The organism is Pseudomonas sp. 50_B (assembly GCF_017491625.1).
Taxonomy (GTDB): Bacteria; Pseudomonadota; Gammaproteobacteria; order Pseudomonadales; family Pseudomonadaceae; genus Aquipseudomonas; species Aquipseudomonas danubii.
Genome location: NZ_JAFGYX010000022.1, coordinates 31,011 through 48,714, shown reverse-complemented (window position 1 = coordinate 48,714; position 17,704 = coordinate 31,011). Strand labels below are relative to the sequence as shown.

14 protein-coding genes and 2 tRNA genes are annotated in these 17,704 nt (G+C 61.1%); 2 read left to right on the top strand and 14 right to left on the bottom strand.

Annotated elements, in window-relative coordinates; translation table 11 throughout:
• Positions 1-33: 33 nt before the first annotated feature.
• The 7 genes from J5M73_RS24960 to leuC all read right to left on the bottom strand — a co-directional run bounded on the left by J5M73_RS24960 (position 34) and on the right by leuC (position 9,237).
• Entirely contained in the window at positions 34-2,619 is a 2,586-nt protein-coding gene (locus J5M73_RS24960) for a FimV family protein (protein ID WP_207816310.1), read from the bottom strand.
• A gap of 205 nt (positions 2,620-2,824) precedes the next feature.
• Positions 2,825-3,835 (bottom strand): aspartate-semialdehyde dehydrogenase, encoded by a 1,011-nt coding sequence (locus J5M73_RS24955; protein ID WP_102863662.1) that lies wholly within the window; start codon positions 3,833-3,835, stop codon positions 2,825-2,827.
• Between the two features lie 177 nt (positions 3,836-4,012).
• On the bottom strand, positions 4,013-5,125 hold the full coding sequence (gene asd / locus J5M73_RS24950; protein WP_102863663.1) for an aspartate-semialdehyde dehydrogenase: 1,113 nt from the start codon (positions 5,123-5,125) through the stop codon (positions 4,013-4,015).
• A 54-nt stretch (positions 5,126-5,179) separates the two neighbouring features.
• Complete coding sequence (gene leuB, locus J5M73_RS24945; RefSeq protein WP_102863665.1) at positions 5,180-6,262, bottom strand: 3-isopropylmalate dehydrogenase; 1,083 nt, start codon at positions 6,260-6,262, stop codon at positions 5,180-5,182.
• Positions 6,263-6,313: 51 nt separating this feature from the next.
• Complete coding sequence (locus tag J5M73_RS24940) at positions 6,314-7,078, bottom strand: class I SAM-dependent methyltransferase (RefSeq protein WP_102863667.1); 765 nt, start codon at positions 7,076-7,078, stop codon at positions 6,314-6,316.
• 85 nt (positions 7,079-7,163) lie between these two features.
• Complete coding sequence (leuD, locus tag J5M73_RS24935) at positions 7,164-7,808, bottom strand: 3-isopropylmalate dehydratase small subunit (protein WP_102863669.1); 645 nt, start codon at positions 7,806-7,808, stop codon at positions 7,164-7,166.
• Between the two features lie 10 nt (positions 7,809-7,818).
• On the bottom strand, positions 7,819-9,237 hold the full coding sequence (gene leuC / locus J5M73_RS24930) for a 3-isopropylmalate dehydratase large subunit (RefSeq protein WP_102863671.1): 1,419 nt from the start codon (positions 9,235-9,237) through the stop codon (positions 7,819-7,821).
• Positions 9,238-9,390: 153 nt separating this feature from the next.
• Here leuC and J5M73_RS24925 point away from each other — a divergent pair, with 153 nt between their 5' ends.
• Together J5M73_RS24925 and J5M73_RS24920 are read left to right on the top strand one after the other, a co-directional pair.
• On the top strand, positions 9,391-10,281 hold the full coding sequence (locus J5M73_RS24925; RefSeq protein ID WP_102863672.1) for a LysR family transcriptional regulator: 891 nt from the start codon (positions 9,391-9,393) through the stop codon (positions 10,279-10,281).
• 84 nt (positions 10,282-10,365) lie between these two features.
• Positions 10,366-13,644, top strand: a complete 3,279-nt coding sequence (locus J5M73_RS24920; RefSeq protein ID WP_102863674.1) for an EAL domain-containing protein — start codon at positions 10,366-10,368, stop codon at positions 13,642-13,644.
• Between the two features lie 47 nt (positions 13,645-13,691).
• Here the strand turns inward: J5M73_RS24920 and J5M73_RS24915 are convergent, their stop codons facing one another.
• The 7 genes from J5M73_RS24915 to J5M73_RS24885 form a co-directional block, all read right to left on the bottom strand.
• Entirely contained in the window at positions 13,692-14,138 is a 447-nt protein-coding gene (locus J5M73_RS24915) for an Hsp20 family protein (RefSeq protein ID WP_102863676.1), read from the bottom strand.
• Between the two features lie 114 nt (positions 14,139-14,252).
• Entirely contained in the window at positions 14,253-15,212 is a 960-nt protein-coding gene (locus J5M73_RS24910; RefSeq protein WP_102863678.1) for a tRNA-dihydrouridine synthase, read from the bottom strand.
• Between the two features lie 187 nt (positions 15,213-15,399).
• On the bottom strand, positions 15,400-15,834 hold the full coding sequence (locus tag J5M73_RS24905) for a thioesterase family protein (RefSeq protein ID WP_102863680.1): 435 nt from the start codon (positions 15,832-15,834) through the stop codon (positions 15,400-15,402).
• A gap of 47 nt (positions 15,835-15,881) precedes the next feature.
• Entirely contained in the window at positions 15,882-16,715 is an 834-nt protein-coding gene (locus J5M73_RS24900; protein WP_102863681.1) for an alpha/beta fold hydrolase, read from the bottom strand.
• Positions 16,716-16,744: 29 nt separating this feature from the next.
• A complete protein-coding gene (locus J5M73_RS24895) occupies positions 16,745-17,284 on the bottom strand; it encodes a TetR/AcrR family transcriptional regulator (protein ID WP_102863682.1) in 540 nt (179 codons plus the stop codon).
• A gap of 183 nt (positions 17,285-17,467) precedes the next feature.
• Positions 17,468-17,543: transfer RNA gene (locus J5M73_RS24890), tRNA-Glu, on the bottom strand.
• Between the two features lie 78 nt (positions 17,544-17,621).
• Positions 17,622-17,697, bottom strand: a tRNA-Ala gene (locus tag J5M73_RS24885).
• Positions 17,698-17,704 lie beyond the last annotated feature (7 nt).

Sequence of the window (17,704 nt, the reverse complement as noted above, 5' to 3'; positions counted from 1 at the left end):
TCGGCTGCCGTTCTGCTCAAGCATCGGGTTGTTTCAGGCCAGCCTTGCGAGCATTTCCTGCGCTTCGCTCTTCTGCCCTTCATTACCCTCGCTGAGCACTTCGCCCAGAATATCCCGCGCGCCGTCGTTGTCACCCATATCGATATAGGCCTGAGCCAGATCCAGCTTGGTGGCCACTTCATCGCTGCCGGCGAGGAAGTCGAAATCCGCTTCCTCAGGCGCAGCCGCAGCATCTTCAGCCGTGAAGCTTGGCGTAGCCGGCTCCGCCTGATCCAGACTCTGGGCCAGACGATCCAGTTCGGCGTTGACATCATCCAGCTCGGAGGCAAAGGCGTCCTTGGGCTCTGCCGCGGCATCCATTTCATCAGCCAGGGACAGATCGAAGTCCGCCGACAGATCCAAGTCATCCAGCGTCGACTCGGTGACGGTAGGCACATCGCCAGCCGGCAGATCCTTGAGACCGTCTTCCAGGCTCAACAGGAAGTCGTCGTCACTCTGGGTCGACGCCGGCAGGTCCGCTCCGAGATCAAGGTCGAAATCCCCCAGATTATCCAGGCTTTCCTGGGCCGCAGTCTGCTGCTCAAGAACCGAACCAAAGCTCAGGTCGTCGTCCAGAGGGAACTCCTCCAGCTCAACCTCAGGTTCGGACGCCACTACCGCTGGCGAAGCTGCCTCGAGGTCATCCAGGCTCAGATCGAAATCCGCGTCCAGACCTTCCACAGGCGCCGCGGGCTCAGGCTCATCCAGCAGCTCCTTGACATACTGAGCATCCAGTTCCGCAGCCACAGCCGCAGCAGCCAGCCCAGCTGTCGCCGCCACCGCCACCATCGCCGGGAAACGGCTCTTGAGCTGCTCGACCTGAGCGTGGTTATCGCCATTGGCTACCAGCTGCCGCTCCTGAGCGACGAAGGCACTGCGATCCCCCTGATGCGCATACACTTCCATCAGCTTGAGGCGCAGATCACTGCGCTGCGGCTCGAGCTTGACCGCCTCTTCAAGAATGGCTGCCGCCTGATTCAGGCGACCACCATCGATATGGTTCTGCGCCTGTCCCAGCACATCGGTGGCTCGCTCAACCGGCGCCGCCGGAACTGGCGCCATCACCGGAGCTGGAGCTGGAGCTGGAGCTGGAGCTGGAGCTGGAGCTGGAGCTGGAGCAAGCTTGACGCTTGGTGGCGGGACTTCAAGGCCTTCGAAGCTACCTTCCGGAAGATCCAGTTCCTCGGCGAAGTCGCTATTTTCCTCGGACAACGCCCGCGCCATGCGCAGGTGCTTTTCCGCTTCCTGCTGAGCCTTGCGACGACGCGCCAGCAACAGCAACAGCAGCAACACCGCCACTATCGCACCGCCACCTACCAGCCCGAGAAGGATTGGATTGGTCAGCAGGTCGCCATACTTGTCTTCGTCAGCCTGGGCCGCTGGCACATCCGGAGCCGGATTGGCTGCTGGCTCACTGACTGGAGCTTGCGCAACCACTGGCGTCGCCGCAGGCGCCTCAGGTTTGGCCACCAGCTCAGCAGGCATCACCGCTGTTGGCTGAGCGACAGGGGCTGCACCTTCAGCCTGCAACTTGGCCAACTGGTTGTTCTTCAATTCGATCAGGCGCTGCAGCTTGTCCAGCTGACTCTGCAGATCCGCCATGCGCTCCTTGAGCTCAGCATTATCGCGACGGGTTGCATCCAGGCTTTCCTGAGTCACCGCCAGCTTGTTGTTCAGGGCCTTGCTATCACCCGCGACGCCCTTGCCACCAGCCTTGCCGCTGTCCGCAGAAACCAGGCTCAGGTTGTCCTTGGTGTTGACCTGCTTGGGCGCCTTTTCGGCACCCGCACGACGAGTCGCATCCACCTGCAGCTGGCTCCGTGCACCAGCGCGACGCCCCTGACGCCAGGCAGCATTCTGCGCAGCAACTTCGGCAATGGCCTTGGGCTGCGGCAACGCGGTGCTCTGCACCACGTCAGGCAGGCGCAGGACCCTGCCAGCTTTCAATCGATTGATGTTGCCGTCGATAAAGGCATCCGGGTTCAGCGCCTGGATCGCCAGCATGGTTTGCTGGATCGACGCGCCATTGCGATTCTTTGCGGCGATTTCCCACAGCGTGTCACGAGGCGCAGTTGTGTATTGCTCAGGCTTGCTGATTTTGTTGGCACGAGTGACCGGGGCATTCACCGCCGGGCCACTGACCGGTGCCGCCTGTGCAGCAGCAGCGGTTTGCGGGGAAAACTTCGAAGGGTCCAGCAGCACGCTGTAATCGCGCAGCAGACGACCGTTAGGCCACATTACCTGGACCAGAAACTTGACCATCGGCTCCGACAACGGCTGGCTAGAGGTCACCCGCAGTACGCTCTTGCCGCCGGGATTGAGAACAGGAGTAAAACTCAGGTCATTGAGAAAGGCCTGACGATCGACGCCGGCCTTGGCGAACTCTTCTGCCGGGGCCAGGCTGGGCACCACTTCCGCAGCAGTAAGGTCCTTGATATCGAGCAATTCGATTTCTGCTACCAGAGGCTGGTTCAGACTCGACTTCAGGGTCAGCTCCCCGAGCCCAAGCGCCTGCGCCATACCGGAGGACAGCGCCGAGGCGGCCGCTATTGCTAACACCAGTTTGCGAACTTGAACCATAGCCTCATCCTTTGTTTGAACATTCCTCGGCCAGCGAGAAGGTTTTGTAGCGGCTGCCATAAGGCACTGCGCGGGATCATGAGCGACCGCCACGCGGGATTATTTACTGCATGCCCCGGGAGCACCTGACGGCCACTCACCTCCAGCAACTTGCCAAGCATAGCGCCCAGCTAGATTCATTCTGCAAATTGTTGCCAAGTATCTTTTACAGCAGGTCTTTTATCAACAATTCAGCCAGCTGCACAGCGTTCAAGGCCGCACCTTTGCGGACGTTGTCCGAAGTCAGCCACAGATTCAGTTCCGCCGAATCGTCGACGCCCCCACGAACCCGCCCCACATAGACTACGTCCTGGCCCACGGCGTCACCCACTGCGGTGGGATAATCACCGGCGTCCACCAGTTCCAGGCCGGGAGCCGCCTCCAGCGCCGCATTCACCGCCGCCAGATCGACGTCGGCACCTGACTGCAAAGTCACGCTATAGCTATCGCCAAAAAACACCGGTGCTTGAATGCAAGTGACAGAAATCTTTAATAAAGGCTGCCCCAGCACCTCCCGCAACTCTCTCACCAGACGCTTTTCCAACAGAGTGTGTCCCTGGGCATCTGGCGTACCGACCTGAGCCAGCAGATTGAAGGCTACTTGGCGGTCGAAGAAACGCGGCTCCAGCGGTCGCACATTCAGCAGTTCGGCGGTTTGCCGGGCCAGCTCGCTGACGGCCTCACGCCCCTGGCTGGAAATCGCCAGGCTGGCCGTCAGGTTGACCCGCTGGATATCCAGCACGCCCTGCAATGGCGCCAGCGCCACCGCCAGTGCCGTGGCCGCAGCACTGGGACTGCTCAGTTGCACCGGCTTCTTTAGACCAGCCAGCGCCTGGGCATTGGCCTCAGGCACGACATTGGGTGCCTGGGCCGACGGCAAGGCACCGGAGAGGTCGATCACGGCGCAATTGGCCGCTGTGGCTCGCGGAGCGAAGCTCAGGGTCACCGCAGGGCCCGCGGCGAAAAACGCCAACTGAACCTTGCCAAAGTCGAACTCGTCGACTTCTCGCACACGAACATTCTTGCCGCGAAACGGCACCGAGTGACCGGCCGACTCACTGCTGGCGAGCAGGTGCAGGTTGGCAACGGGGAAATCACGCTCTTCGAGAATCTGCACCAGGGTTTCGCCAACCGTGCCGGTGGCGCCGATAACAGCAATATCAAAGGACGGGGTCATGGTGCTACCTCAGGCGGAACGGGGGGAGCGGCACTTTACCCGGCACGGGGTGGCGAGGCAATTCGCGGGGGAAAGTGCCGGTTGGGCTAGAGCACTCTTCGCGGGCGAGTCCGCTACATGAGCATGAAAAAGCCCGCGCCTTGTGCAAGGGGCGGGCTGTTTCAAACGCTTAGAGAATCAACGCTCCAGCAAGATCCGCAGCATGCGGCGCAGCGGTTCGGCTGCACCCCACAGCAACTGGTCGCCCACGGTGAAGGCACCGAGGAACTGCGAGCCCATGTTCAGCTTGCGCAGACGGCCTACCGGAATGTTCAGAGTGCCGGTGACCTTGGTCGGACTCAGCTCCTGCATGCTGATGTCGCGCTGGTTCGGCACCAGTTTGACCCAGGGATTGTGCTGGCTGATCAGCCCTTCGATATCGGCGATCGGCACATCCTTGTTGAGCTTGATGGTCAGCGCCTGGCTGTGGCAGCGCATGGCGCCGATGCGCACGCAAATGCCATCCACCGGGATCGGGCTCTTGAAGCGACCGAGGATCTTGTTGGTCTCGGCCTGGGCCTTCCACTCTTCACGGCTCTGGCCGTTAGGCAGTTCCTTGTCGATCCACGGGATCAGGCTGCCGGCCAGCGGCACGCCGAAGTTCTCGGTCGGATAGGCATCGCTGCGCATGGCTTCAGCCACTTTACGGTCGATGTCGAGGATGGCGCTGGCCGGATTGGCCAGGTCATCAGCGACAGCCGCGTGGGTCGCGCCCATTTGCTTGATCAGCTCGCGCATGTTCTGCGCGCCGGCGCCGGAGGCCGCCTGGTAGGTCATGGCGCTCATCCACTCCACCAGACCGGCTTCGAACAAGCCGCCCAGGCCCATCAGCATCAGGCTGACGGTGCAGTTGCCACCGATGTAGTTCTTGGTCCCGGCATCCAGTTGCTGGTCGATGACCTTGCGGTTCACCGGGTCAAGAATGATCACCGCATCATCCTGCATGCGCAGGCTGGAAGCGGCGTCGATCCAGTAACCCTGCCAGCCGGCTTCACGCAGCTTGGGGAAGACTTCGCTGGTGTAGTCGCCACCCTGGCAGGTCAGAATCACGTCGAGGGTTTTCAACTCTTCAATGTTGTAGGCGTCCTTCAGTGGAGCAATGTCCTTGCCCACCGACGGCCCCTGGCCACCGACATTGGAAGTGGTGAAAAACACCGGTTCAATAAGATCGAAGTCCTGCTCTTCAAGCATCCGCTGCATGAGCACGGAACCGACCATACCGCGCCAACCGATCAGACCTACACGTTTCATCGCAACTACACCTTTACAAAAGTGGGCCACCGTCTGTGCGGTGGGCCCGAAAGATTACAGATTCCGCAGCGCGGCGACTACTGCATCGCCCATTTCCTGCGTACCGACTTTGGTGCAACCGGCCGACCAGATGTCACCGGTGCGCAAACCCTGATCCAGCACTCGGCTCACTGCCTGCTCGATGGCATCTGCCGCGTCATTCAGGTTGAAGCTGTAACGCAGCATCATCGACACCGAGAGGATGGTCGCCAGCGGGTTGGCAACACCCTGGCCGGCGATGTCCGGCGCCGAACCGTGGCAAGGCTCGTACATGCCCTTGTTGTTGGCATCCAGGGAAGCCGACGGCAGCATGCCGATGGAACCGGTGAGCATCGAAGCCTCATCGGAGAGGATGTCGCCGAACATGTTGTCGGTGACGATCACGTCGAACTGCTTCGGCGCACGCACCAGTTGCATGGCGGCGTTGTCCACATACATGTGGCTCAACTCGACATCCGGGTAGTCCAGCGCCACTTGTTCGACCACTTCACGCCACAACTGGCTGGAGGCCAGAACGTTGGCCTTGTCCACCGAGCAGAGCTTCTTGCCACGCACCCGCGCCATGTCAAAGCCGACCCGGGCGATACGACGGATTTCACTTTCGCTGTACGGCAGGGTGTCGTAGGACTGGCGCTCGCCATTTTCCAGCTCACGGGTGCCGCGAGGCGCGCCGAAGTAGATACCGCCGGTCAACTCGCGCACGATGAGGATATCCAGGCCCGAGACAATTTCCGGCTTCAGGCTCGAGGCATCGGCCAGTTGCGGATAGAGGATCGCCGGGCGCAGGTTGCCGAACAGACCCAACTGCGCACGAATCTTCAGCAAGCCGCGCTCAGGACGGGTATCACGCTCGATCTTGTCCCACTTCGGACCACCCACAGCACCCAGCAGCACAGCATCGGCGGCACGAGCACGATCCAGGGTCTCATCGGCCAGGGGCACACCGTGCTTGTCGATGGCAGCACCACCGATGACGTCGTGGCTCAGCTCGAAGCCCAGGCTGTACTTGTCATTGGCCAATTCCAGCACCTTGACCGCCTCGGCCATGATTTCCGGACCAATACCGTCACCTGGGAGAATCAGAATCTGCTTGCTCATGCGTTCCTCATTTGCTCTGTCGGCGCACCCGCAGGCGCGCCCGGAAAAGTTCTATCGCTCGGCCCACAGCACCAGTACATCTGTACTGAACGAACCATCGGCCTCAATCTCAAAATATTCGCGCACTTCATTGCCCATTGCCTGCTGCAGCTCGCGAATTGCCGCCCGCAGCACCTGGGGCGTGCGCATGCGCTCGACCCAGGAGTTGTACTCCAGGCGCAGACGCTGACGAGCGGTACTGCGGGTATGCAACCCTGCCTCGCTGACCTGGCGCAGCCACTCCCCAGCCGAATAGTCACGAACATGACTGGTGTCACGCAGCACTTCGACGCTTTGCAGGTAAGTGTCCAGCAGTGGACTGCCCGGCGACAAGACATCAATGAACGCCGCCACGCCACCCGGCTTCAGCACCCGGCGCACCTCTCTCAAGGCCAGGCCCAAGTCGCTCCAATGGTGAGCCGAGTAGCGACTGAAGACGAAGTCGAACTCGCCGTCGGCGAACGGCAAGCGCTCGGCTGCGCCTTTAACAGTGCGGACATTGTGCAGATTACGCTCCTGCGCGGCTCCCGACACTACATCCAGCATCTGCTGGGAGAGGTCGTAAGCCACCACTTCCTTGACCAGCGGCGCAACGTGGAAGCTGACATGACCGGCGCCACAGCCCAGGTCCAGGACCCGGGCAGCACCCCGGCCCGCCACTTCGGCTTGTAGCAGCGCGAATTCGGCGCCTTGAGCGTGTACGGCACTGCTCAGGTAGGCCGAGGCCTGTTCACCGAATTGCTTCTGTACCACCTGGCTATGGGCGTTGCTGGTCATGCTGTGGTCCTTTTGATCAGGGGAACGGCGTTCGCTGGCCAGCCAGCTCCTGCAACACAAATCCGCAGGAGCCGGCTGCCGGCGATCAGGCTTCGCGGAACAACCAGGGCTGGCTGGCCCGATGCTTGGCCTCAAAGGCGGCAATGGCGTCAGCGTCCTGCAAGGTCAGGCCGATGTCGTCCAGACCGTTGAGCAGGCAATGCTTGCGGAAGGCATCAATCTCGAACTTCAACACCTTGCCGTCGGGACGGGTCACGGTCTGCGCCTCAAGGTCGATGTGCAACTGGTAACCCGGCGTGGCTTCGACCTGCTGGAACAGCTCGTCGACTTCGGCGTCGCTCAAGATGATCGGCAACAAACCGTTCTTGAAGCTGTTGTTGAAGAAGATGTCGGCATAGCTTGGCGCGATGATGCTGCGAAAACCGTACTCTTCCAGGGCCCAGGGCGCGTGCTCACGGCTCGAGCCGCAGCCGAAGTTCTCCCGCGCCAGCAACACGCTGGCCCCTTGGTAACGCTCGGCGTTAAGGACGAACTCCTTGTTCAACGGACGCTTGGAGTTGTCCTGGTAGGGCTGGCCCACGTCGAGGTAGCGCCACTCATCGAACAGATTCGGACCGAAGCCGGTGCGCTTGATCGACTTGAGGAATTGCTTGGGGATGATCTGGTCGGTGTCGACGTTGGCACGATCCAAAGGCGCGACCAAACCATTGTGCTGGGTGAAAGCTTTCATGCTGCGCTCCTTAAATCAATTCACGGACGTCGACGAAACGACCGCTGACAGCGGCGGCGGCGGCCATGGCCGGGCTGACCAGATGGGTGCGCCCACCGGCACCCTGGCGCCCTTCGAAGTTGCGGTTCGACGTCGACGCGCAATGCTCACCGGACTCCAGGCGATCCGGGTTCATCGCCAGGCACATCGAGCAGCCCGGCTCACGCCATTCGAAGCCGGCTTCGAGGAAGATCTTGTCCAGGCCTTCCGACTCGGCCTGGGCCTTCACCAGCCCCGAACCCGGAACCACGATCGCCTGCTTGATGGTGGAGGCCACTTTACGGCCCTTGGCGATCACCGCCGCGGCACGCAAGTCTTCGATCCGCGAGTTGGTGCAGGAACCGATGAACACGCGATCCAATTGAATGTCGGTGATGGCCTGGTTGGCGCTCAAACCCATGTACTTCAGGGCACGGACGATGGAGTCACGCTTGACCAGGTCCATTTCCTTGGCCGGGTCCGGCACGCGCTGATCCACGGCCAAAACCATTTCCGGCGAAGTGCCCCAGCTGACTTGCGGCTTGATTTGCGCGGCGTCGAGCTCGACCACGGTGTCGAACTGGGCATCGGCATCGGACACCAGGTCTTTCCAGGCCTCGACCGCCAAGTCCCATTCGGCGCCCTTGGGTGCAAATGGACGACCCTTGACATAAGCCACGGTCTTTTCGTCCGCCGCCACCAGTCCGACACGGGCACCGGCTTCGATGGACATGTTGCAGATGGTCATGCGGCCTTCAACGGAAAGGTCGCGAATCGCGCTGCCGGCGAACTCGATGGCGTGGCCGTTGCCACCGGCAGTGCCGATCTTGCCGATCACTGCGAGGACGATGTCCTTGGCGGTCACGCCAAAGGGCAAGGTGCCTTCCACGCGCACCAGCATGTTCTTCATCTTCTTGGCCACCAGGCACTGAGTGGCGAGCACATGCTCCACCTCGGAAGTGCCGATGCCATGGGCCAGGGCACCAAAGGCACCGTGGGTGGAGGTGTGGGAGTCACCGCAGACCACGGTCATGCCCGGCAAGGTGGCGCCCTGTTCCGGGCCGATCACGTGGACGATGCCCTGACGCACATCGTTCATCTTGAATTCGACGATGCCGTATTCGTCACAGTTGTCATCGAGGGTCTGCACCTGCAGCCGGGAGACCTGATCGGCAATCGCTTCGATCCCGCCCTTGCGCTCAGGCGTAGTCGGTACGTTGTGGTCCGGGGTAGCGATGTTGGCATCGATGCGCCAAGGCTTGCGTCCGGCCAGACGCAGGCCTTCGAACGCTTGCGGCGAGGTCACTTCATGGATGATGTGACGATCGATATAGATCAGCGCCGAACCATCGTCGCGCTGCTTGACCAAATGCGAATCCCAGAGCTTGTCGTAGAGCGTCTTGCCGGCCATCGGACCATTCCTCATCAGCTTGTTTCTATGCCCCGGGCCCTGACCGTCGGCCGATCAATAACCCCTTGGCTTGTGAGGCTGATGCTATGGCGTTAGATTAAATAACTCAAATTCATATTTTTCATGCTTTGGATAACCAACTGGAATACAACCATGGACCTGGCCAACCTCAATGCCTTTATAGCCATCGCCGAGACCGGCAGCTTTTCCGGCGCCGGTGAACGCCTGCACCTGACCCAGCCCGCTATCAGCAAACGTATCGCCGGCCTGGAGCAGCAGCTCAATGTGCGGCTGTTCGACCGCCTGGGCCGCGAGGTCGGCCTGACCGAAGCCGGACGCGCTCTGCTGCCCCGGGCGTATCAGATCATCAACGTGCTGGACGACACCCGTCGCGCCCTGACCAACCTCACCGGGGAAGTCAGCGGCCGCCTGACCCTGGCCACCAGCCATCACATCGGCCTGCACCGCCTGCCGCCGCTGCTGCGGGCCTTTACCCGGCGCTACCCGCAAGTGGCGCTGGACATCCAATTCCTCGATTCCGAGGTGGCCTACGAGGAAATCCTCCACGGCCGCGCCGAACTGGCGGTGATCACCTTGGCACCCGAGCCCCACAGCCTGATCAAGGCCACCGCGGTCTGGGACGACCCGCTGGACTTTGTCGCCGCCCCGGAACATCCGCTGGTCAGCAACGGCCAGGTCAGCCTGGCGGATATTGCCCTGCATCCGGCAGTTTTTCCCGGCGGCAACACCTTTACCCACCATATTGTCCAACGCTTGTTTGAGGCCCAAGGCCTGACGCCGAACATCGCCATGAGCACTAACTATCTGGAAACTATAAAGATGATGGTTTCCATCGGTCTGGCCTGGAGCGTCCTGCCCCGCACCATGCTCGACGATCAAGTGGCGCGCATTCCTTTACCGGGCATACAACTGCGACGCCAGCTAGGCTATATCCTGCATACCGAACGGACGCTGTCGAATGCTGCGCGGGCCTTCATGGCCTTACTGGATGCACAAGTCGATTGGCCAGGGAACCCGGCATAGCTCTTCCGGGTATTGCCCGTGCCAAGCCGAACTGTCATGAGTATCCCGCGCCAAACGAATGACTCAGCTCAAGGCCTGACACCCATGCCAAAACCCGCTGACCGTATTCCACCCATGCCGCGTATCCATGCTGTCGACCCCAGGGAGTCGGAGCAAAGCTGGGAAAGCGCACCGCAGTTGCTCGCCGCTCTCAATGGCGCGCGGCTGGGAGCCTGGTATTGGGATATTGAAAGCGGACAGATCAGCTGGTCCCGGGGCACCCAGGCACTGTTTGGCTTCGATCCACGCCAACCCCTGCCGGAAAACCTCGAATACCTCGATCTGCTCCCCATTGAAGACCGGGCCAGAACCGTACGGGCTTTTCATTCAGTGCTGGCGGGAGCGCCCCTGGAACACGCGATGCACCACCGCATTCGCTGGCCCGATGGCAGCCTGCACTGGCTGGAGATCAACGGCAGCGTGCTACCGGACAAGCATGGCAAGCCCCGAATGATCGGGGTGATCCGCGAGATCACCCACCAACGCCAGCGGGAGGAAGCCCTCAGCAGCTCGGAAAAACGTTTCGCCACCCTGTTTCACCTGTGCCCCAACATGGTGCTGCTGACCCGCCTGGAAGATGGCCTGATCAGCGAGGCCAACCAATACTTCGAAAGCCAGTTCGGCTGGCCCGCCGAACATGTGATAGGCCGCACTACCCTGGAGATCGGCCTGTGGGTTAATCCCGAACAGCGCGCCCAACTGATCAAGGCCGTGCAGAAAAAGGGCCAGGCCGCCAGCCTCGAAGTCCAGTTCCGCGCCAGCAACGGCCAGATCCACGACGGCATTCTCAGCGCGCAGAAAATCGAACTGGAAGGCAAGCCCTACCTGCTCAGCACCTTTCTCGATACCAGCGAACGCAAAAGAGCCGAACAGGCCCTCAAAGACAGTCAGGAACGCCTCGACCTGGCCCTGGATTCGGCGCAACTGGGCACCTGGGATTGGCACATTCCCAGCGGCATGCTCTATGGCTCGGCCCGGGCCGCACAATTGCACGGCCTGGAGCCGGCGCCCTTCCATGAATCCTTCGAAGCCTTTTTCGAGGGCGTCCCCACTGAAGAACGCGACAGCATGCGCGATGCCTATCGCAGCCTGCGGGAAGGCCCGGCGGGCAACTACCAGCTGACTTACCGGGTGCAACTGGCGGACGGCAGCTCGCGCTACCTGGAAAGCCGCGCTCGCCTCTATCGCGACGAGCAGGGCAATCCACTGCGCATGGCCGGAACGCTGCTGGACATCACCGAACAGGTGGAACGCGAACAGCGCCTGATCACTTCGGAAGAGAAGTTCGCCAGCCTGTTCCAGGTCAGCCCGGACCCCATCTGCCTGACGCTGCTGGAAACCGGTCAGTTCATCGAGATCAATTCAAGCTTCACCCAGACCTTCGGCTGGACCCCGGAAGATGTGATCAACCGCAGCGCCGAACAGATCGGCTTCTGGGCAGATCCCGCCCCGCGTCTGCGGCGGATCGAACAGGTGATTCGCGAACAGGCGCTGAACAACGTGGCAGTGGTGGTCAACCACAAGAGCGGCCAGGCACTGACCTGCATCATTTCCAGCCGCCTGATCACCGTCGACAAGCAGCCGTGCATCGTCACCACGCTGCGGGATATCACCCAGCAACAGCGTTCCGAGGCCGCGCTCAAGGCCAGCGAAGAGAAGTTCGCCAAGGCCTTCCACTCCAGTCCTGACGCCATCACCATCACCGAGCGCGACACCGGCCGCTACCTGGAGGTCAACGACGGCTTCTGCCGCCTGACCGGCTACCGCACCGATGAAGTGCTCGGCCACACCATGTATCAGGTCGGCATCTGGGCCGAAGAAGCCCAGCTCGCCACACTGCTGGCGGAGCTCAGGCTCAAGGGCCGGGTGCATCACCTGGAAATGCTCGGGCGTAACAAGCGCGGGGAAATCCTCACCCTAGAGGTCTCGGTGGAGCCGATCATCCTCAATGAAACCCCGTGCCTGCTGCTGACGGCCCGGGACGTCAGTCTGCTGAAGAATGCCCAGGCGCAGATCCGCCACCTGGCCTACCACGATCCCTTGACCAACCTGCCCAACCGCGCCCTGCTGATGGACCGCCTGAGCCAGCAGATCGCTCTGCTCAAGCGCCACAATCTGCGGGGCGCCCTGCTGTTCCTCGACCTGGACCACTTCAAGCACATCAACGACTCCCTGGGGCACCCGGTGGGCGATACCGTACTGAAGATCATCACCGCCAGACTGGAAGCCAGCGTGCGCATGGAGGACACCGTCGCGCGCCTGGGCGGCGATGAATTCGTGGTGCTGCTCAGCGGCCTGGAAGGCTCGCGCAATGAGGTCAGTGAACAGGTGCGGCAACTGGCCGGGACCCTGCGCGAGCTGCTCTCGGAACCGATGTTCCTCGACGGCCAGCGCCTGCAGGTCACCCCCAGCATCGGCGTGGCGCTGATTCCCGATCACGGCTCGACCCCCACCGACCTGCTCAAGCGCGCCGACATTGCCCTTTACCGCGCCAAGGACTCCGGGCGCAACACCACGCAGATGTACCACAACACCATGCAGAAGGCCGCCAGCGAACGCCTGCGCATGGAAACCGACCTGCGTCTGGCCCTGTCCCGCGGCGAATTCAGCGTGCACTACCAGCCACAGGTGGATGCCCGCGACAACCGCATCGTCGGCGCCGAGGCCCTGGTGCGTTGGCAGCACCCGGAGCTGGGGGCGCAATCACCGACGGAGTTCATCAAGGTGCTGGAGGACAGCGGACTGATCCTTGAAGTGGGCACCTGGATTCTCGATGAAGCCTGCCTGGCCTTCAGCCAATTGATCGAGCAAGGCCTGGTGGACCCGCACCACTTCAGCCTATGCGTCAACATCAGCCCTCGGCAATTTCGCCAGAACGACTTCGTCGAACGAATCGAACACAGCCTGACTGCCTATGCCCTGCCCTCATCATTGCTGAAGCTGGAGATCACCGAAGGCATCGTGATCCAGAACCTGGATGACACCATCAACAAGATGCGTCGACTGAAAAAACTCGGGGTCAGTTTTGCCATGGACGACTTCGGCACCGGCTACTCCTCCCTGACGTACCTAAAACGCCTGCCGGTGGACACCCTGAAAATAGACCAGTCATTTGTCCGCGATGCCACCCACGACCCCAACGATGCGGAAATCATCCGGGCCATCGTCGCCATGGCCCGCAGCCTGAACCTGAAGGTCATCGCCGAAGGCGTGGAAACCCCACAGCAACTGGAATTCCTCCAGGGGCTGGAATGCCATCTGTACCAGGGCTACCTGCACAGCCAGCCGCTACCTCTGAGCGAATTCAAGAAGCTGCTGAAATGACAGGCACGAAAAAGGGCGCCACCAGGGCGCCCTTTTTTACAGCGGTCTTAGTGTTGCAGAGCCGGCTGCTGCGCACCGTTGATCGGGATGCGCTTTGGCTTCGCCTCTTCCGGTACAACCCGCAGCAGGTCAATGTTCAGCAGACCGTTGCTCAGGGCCGCGGCCTTGACCTCGATATGGTCGGCCAGGCGGAAGGACAGCTTGAATGCACGCTGGGCAATGCCCTGGTGCAGGTAAGTGACACTTTCATTGGCGTCGCGCTTGCCACCGCTCACGGTCAACACGCCTTTCTCCACTTGCAGTTCCAGATCGTCATCCTGGAAGCCGGCAGCGGCGATGACGATGCGGTATTGGTCGTCGGCGTGTTTTTCAACGTTGTAGGGTGGATAGCTGCTGCTCGGTTCGTTGCGCAACGCCGATTCAAACAGGTCGTTGAAACGGTCGAAGCCAACAGAGGAACGGAACAGTGGAGCCAGGGAAAATGCAGTACTCATGGGTCTATCTCCTGATTTTTCAGCGAGTGGTTATCTCCGCGACCCGAATTCGGCGTCGCGTACCCAAGAGATAGGGACCGCTCCTGACATTTCAAGAGGCTTTTTTTGAATTTTTTACGCCGCTTCGCTGCGGGGCATGCCCAGCAGCCGCCCCACCTGATCCAGATCGGTTTCCCGACGCAGAGCGGTAAACAGCTCAACCGCCTCCGGATAGTTGCGGGTCAGCATGGCCAGCCATTGCTTCAAACGCCCCGGGGCTGAACGGGGGGTCAGTTGCACCACCACCTGGGCCCAGAAGTCCTGAAGCATGGGCTGCAGATCGGCCCAGGACATTTCCACCACCTCCTCCCCAGCGCGAGCGGCGGCGATCTGCCGGGCCAGGTCCGGACGCGAGACCAGCCCACGACCGAGCATGATGTCCTCCACGCCACTGATCTCCCGACAGCGCCGCCAATCCTCGACGCTCCAGATATCGCCGTTGGCGAACACCGGCACCTTGACCACATCCTGCACCCGAGGAATCCACTCCCAATGAGCGGGCGGCTTGTAACCATCAACCTTGGTCCGTGCGTGAACCACGATATGTTCCGCGCCGCCCTCGGCCAGCGCCGTAGCGCACACCAGCGAACCGTCCGGACTATCGAAGCCCAGGCGCATTTTTGCCGTGACCGGGATATGCGCAGGCACCGCTCGCCGCACATGCTCGACAATCTGATTCAGCAGTTCGGGCTCCTTAAGCAGCACCGCCCCACCCCGGGACTTGTTGACGGTCTTGGCTGGACAGCCAAAATTCAGGTCGATCACCTCGCTGCCAAGCTCGCAGGCCAGCGCGGCATTTTCGGCCAGGCACACCGGATCGGACCCCAGCAACTGCACGCGCAATGGCACGCCGGCAGCGGTATGCGCGCCTTGCAGCAACTCGGGAGCGAGCTTGTGGAAATAGGCAGGCGTCAGTAGACGGTCATTGACGCGAATGAACTCGGTGACACACCAGTCGATCCCGCCAACACGAGTCAACACATCCCGCAGGATGTTGTCGACCAACCCCTCCATGGGCGCCAGGGCAATTTGCATGAAACACACTCAACGAAAAATCAGGCGAAAAAACGTCCACCAGTTTACTGGGTTTCACCCGATAACAGGAATTTTGTAGGAACGGCCGAGCGGCGTTGCGCTTAGCGACAAATGGACTCTCGGGCCTGACAGCGCCCTTGAACACGCCTTCGCTGGCAAGACGGTATCCACACAGGAGCCAAGGTGATCACGAGCCCTGCAGGGCTGGGCCGTAGCCCTCAAGGAATTCAGCGGGCATACGCTTGGGCTTGCCGCTGGACAGCTCGATACAGACAAAAGTGGTCTGGGCCCGCAACAAGGTACTGCCATCGCTCGGACGGACCAGCTGGAAACGTCGAGTCATCTTCAGGCGCTGATCCCAATCGACGATCCAGGTGGCCAGTTGCAGCTCATCGCCTTCATAAGCCGCGGCCAGATAGTCGATCTCGTGCCGCACCACGGCCATCGCCCGATCCAGGCGACGATACTCGGCCAGATCCAGCCCCAGACGTTGCGAGTGACGCCAGGCGCAACGCTCCAGCCAGGTCACGTAGACCGCATTGTTGGCGTGCCCCAAGCCATCGATATCCTCGGCCACTACCTGCAGATCGATAACGAATGGCGTTGCCAGATCCCAACTCATGCCCAACTCCCGGTCAGTTTTTTTGACCGGGGCAGTGTAGCGGATGCTCAGGCAGATTGGCGCGCCTGCAGATGGCGTCCGGTGACCAGAGTGATCACAGCGTCGATCACTCGGGGATCGGCCAACACTCGCTGATGACCACCTTCACTCAAGCGCAGCAAGCGACTGTCGAACCAGGCCTGGTGGATCAACTCCGACTCCTTGACCGGTACAAATCGATCATCTTCGGCATGAATGATCAGGCCAGGCATCTCCAACTGATACTGAGCCACGTCCAGGGTCGCGGCACGCATTCCTACATCCTTCTCCACTTGACGGATAAAGGCCGAGCGCGCCCTGGGCGGCAAGCGCATGTAGCGGGCAAAACCTCGCAACACGCCAAGAATCCGAGCCGGCGCGGCGATACTGACCAGGGTTTCGGTGCGCAGTCCCAACTGCACAGCGAGCATGGCGCTGGCACCGCCCATGGAGTGACCAATCACTGCACGCAAGGGGGGCAATTCCGCCGCTGCCTCCAACATCGCCCGGGCAAAGAGCACCACATTGGCCTCCTCCCCTGGAGAGCGGCCGTGGGCGGGACCGTCCAGCGCCACTGCGGTATAGCCAGCCGCCACCAGCGCCTCGATCAGGCTGGCAAATTGAGTGGGTCGCCCTTCCCAGCCATGCATCAGCAACACTGTCGGCCCCTGCCCCCAACGCAAGGCAGAGAGGCCAAAGCGCAAGGTCAGACGCTCAGCACGCTCCAGCAGGGGCAATTCCCACTCTCGGGGCGGCAGCTCACGGGGAGTCATGAACAACTGGCGCATCCGATTCGCCGCCCACTGAGGAGCCACCCAGCCCAGAGTGCCATTGACACCACGAATCCAGCTCAATCCGCTCATCGCCCAACACCTCGCAACCAAACTTCAGGTCATAGAACCGCCGACTTGGCGGCACGCAGTAGACGATCGGACAATTCACCCGGCCCAAGAGCTCGCGCCAGGGACAGCCCACCCACCATCAACGCCATATCCGCCAACGCCTTGTCCGTGTCCTCGGGGCTTGCGGCCAACTGCGCGATCATCAGCTCCATATGCTCGTTCAAAGCCTTGCGAAAACTCTCTGGCAGCCGCCCCAGCTCACCCACAGATGCCGGAATCGGACAGGCCTGCTCAGTGGAGTCGCGGTGCTTGCGCGACAGATAGAACGCTGCCGTCAGCGCCCTTCGCTCCTCACCACTCAAACCTGCGTCCAGCTCGTCGAGCAAGCCACGTCGGTGGGCGAGCAGTTGGGTGAACGCCTCAAGCATCAGCGCATCCTTGCTCTCGAAGTGCGCATAGAAGCCACCCACCGTCAGCCCGGCAGCCCCCATCACCTCCCCCACACTCGGTTCGGCCGGGCCTCGCTGGATCAGCGCCGAACTGGCAGCCTGGAGAATACGTTCGCGGGTTTGAGCTTTTTTATCGTTCATCGTTGCCTCCGAATATTACGGACAAAATATTATTCTCATAATAATTTTCCGCAAGTCGTCAGTGTGACCGCCGGTCAGAAGTGCAGGCTGAGGAAGAGAGTAAAAGTTGGCCGGACGCCAGAAAAACAAAAGGGCCATTCAATAATTGAATGACCCTTAAAAATCCCGCATAGCGGGTAAACGTGGCGTCCCCTAGGGGACTCGAACCCCTGTTACCGCCGTGAAAGGGCGGTGTCCTAGGCCACTAGACGAAGGGGACACATACCCTTCTAACAGTTGATCAGTGCTGAGTTCTGATCGATTCAAGGCCGGTGTGGCCAGGCCTTGAACTGTAAATTGGTGGAGCTAGACGGGATCGAACCGTCGACCTCTTGCATGCCATGCAAGCGCTCTCCCAGCTGAGCTATAGCCCCGGATTTT

Bases quoted from the DNA above. Each gene is read 5' to 3' on its own strand.
- J5M73_RS24905 (WP_102863680.1), bottom strand. From the start codon at position 15,834: ATGAGTTGGGATCTGGCAACGCCATTCGTTATCGATCTGCAGGTAGTG.
- J5M73_RS24955 (WP_102863662.1), bottom strand. From the start codon at position 3,835: ATGACCCCGTCCTTTGATATTGCTGTTATCGGCGCCACCGGCACGGTT.
- asd (WP_102863663.1), bottom strand. From the start codon at position 5,125: ATGAAACGTGTAGGTCTGATCGGTTGGCGCGGTATGGTCGGTTCCGTG.
- leuC (WP_102863671.1), bottom strand. From the start codon at position 9,237: ATGGCCGGCAAGACGCTCTACGACAAGCTCTGGGATTCGCATTTGGTC.
- J5M73_RS24925 (WP_102863672.1), top strand. From the start codon at position 9,391: ATGGACCTGGCCAACCTCAATGCCTTTATAGCCATCGCCGAGACCGGC.
- J5M73_RS24940 (WP_102863667.1), bottom strand. From the start codon at position 7,078: ATGACCAGCAACGCCCATAGCCAGGTGGTACAGAAGCAATTCGGTGAA.
- leuD (WP_102863669.1), bottom strand. From the start codon at position 7,808: ATGAAAGCTTTCACCCAGCACAATGGTTTGGTCGCGCCTTTGGATCGT.
- J5M73_RS24960 (WP_207816310.1), bottom strand. From the start codon at position 2,619: ATGGTTCAAGTTCGCAAACTGGTGTTAGCAATAGCGGCCGCCTCGGCG.
- J5M73_RS24915 (WP_102863676.1), bottom strand. From the start codon at position 14,138: ATGAGTACTGCATTTTCCCTGGCTCCACTGTTCCGTTCCTCTGTTGGC.
- leuB (WP_102863665.1), bottom strand. From the start codon at position 6,262: ATGAGCAAGCAGATTCTGATTCTCCCAGGTGACGGTATTGGTCCGGAA.
- J5M73_RS24900 (WP_102863681.1), bottom strand. From the start codon at position 16,715: ATGAGCGGATTGAGCTGGATTCGTGGTGTCAATGGCACTCTGGGCTGG.
- J5M73_RS24920 (WP_102863674.1), top strand. From the start codon at position 10,366: ATGCCAAAACCCGCTGACCGTATTCCACCCATGCCGCGTATCCATGCT.
- J5M73_RS24895 (WP_102863682.1), bottom strand. From the start codon at position 17,284: ATGAACGATAAAAAAGCTCAAACCCGCGAACGTATTCTCCAGGCTGCC.
- J5M73_RS24910 (WP_102863678.1), bottom strand. From the start codon at position 15,212: ATGCAAATTGCCCTGGCGCCCATGGAGGGGTTGGTCGACAACATCCTG.